Annotated in this window: 1 protein-coding gene; it reads left to right on the top strand. The window is 65.8% G+C overall.

Annotated elements, in window-relative coordinates:
* Positions 1 to 115 precede the first annotated feature (115 nt).
* The coding region (locus AC1AYR_RS11720) for an ISL3 family transposase (protein WP_476555181.1) at positions 116 to 1,215 on the top strand (1,100 nt) is incomplete at its 3' end.

Genomic DNA, 1,215 nt, shown 5'->3' with positions numbered 1-1,215 from the left:
GGCGCTATTGCTGTTTTCGTGGGTGTCGGTTCGTCGTTGAGCCAGTTCGTCGTTGAGCCGTTGATTCCGTAAGCGTAAGGGGCGTTCCCGCGTATTCTGTTTTCCGACCAAAGAAATGAATCACGAAGAACGCCTGAGCAAAAGCTTATTCACCAGATTGCTGAACGTCAAAGGCGCGGTGGTCGAGGACGCGAGAATCACGGACTCGCCGCTGCGTCCCGAACCCGTGCTCGAGATCCGGGTACGCCCACGCAGGGGCATGCTCCGATGCTCCCGATGCGGCAGACGCCGGCACGGCTACGACCAAGGCGGCGGCGTACGTCGCTGGCGTGGTCAGGACTTCGGCTGCTTCAGGGTCGAGCTGGTCGCCGCGATGCCCCGCGTGGACTGCCCGGAATGCGGGGTCGTGGTCGCCCAGGTGCCTTGGGCGGAGCCGGGCAGCCGGTTCACCCGGGATTTCGAGGCGGAGTGCGCGTGGCTGATGACCGTCGCGAACCAGAAGACGGTCAGCGGCTTCCTGCACGTGGCGTGGAGGACGGCCGGCGACATCGCCCGCCGCGTCGCCGGGCGTCTCAGGGCGTCGATGCCGTCGCCGTTCGACGGCCTGCACGCGATCGGCGTGGACGAGACCAGCTACCGCAAAGGCCACACGTACATCACCGTCGTCGTCGACCACGAACGGCATCGGGTGATATGGGCGCACGACGGGTACGGCAGGGACGTGTTCGACCTGTTCTTCCAAACGCTGACCCCCGAACAGCGCGCCTCCATCCGCATCGTCACCGGCGACGGGGCCCGGTGGATCGACTCATGCGTGCGCGAGTGGTGCCCGAACGCCGAGCGCGTGCTCGACGGGTTCCACATCGTCTCCTGGATGACCGACGCGCTCGACAAAGTCAGGAAGCGCCTGTGGAACCAGGCGCGCCACGAACACGACGAGGAAACGGCCAGGCGCATGCGCGGCGTCAAATACGCGGTCCTGAAGAACCCCGACCGGCTGACCGACAGACAGTCAGAGACGCTCGACGCGGTCAGGAACACCGACCCCAAGGGGCAGCTCTATCGCTCATGGCAGCTCAAGGAACTCCTCCGGACACTGCTCAAGCACCCGCTCGACCAGGCCAGGGCCGAACTGAACCACTGGGTGTTCTGGGCGTCCCACAGCCGCATCCCCGAGATCGTCGAACTCGCCCGGAAGATCCGGCGACGCCGGCC

Source organism: Bifidobacterium sp. LH_417 (genome assembly GCF_056357035.1).
Note: the sequence above shows the minus strand (reverse complement) of the source record. Positions and strands in the feature narration are given on the sequence as shown.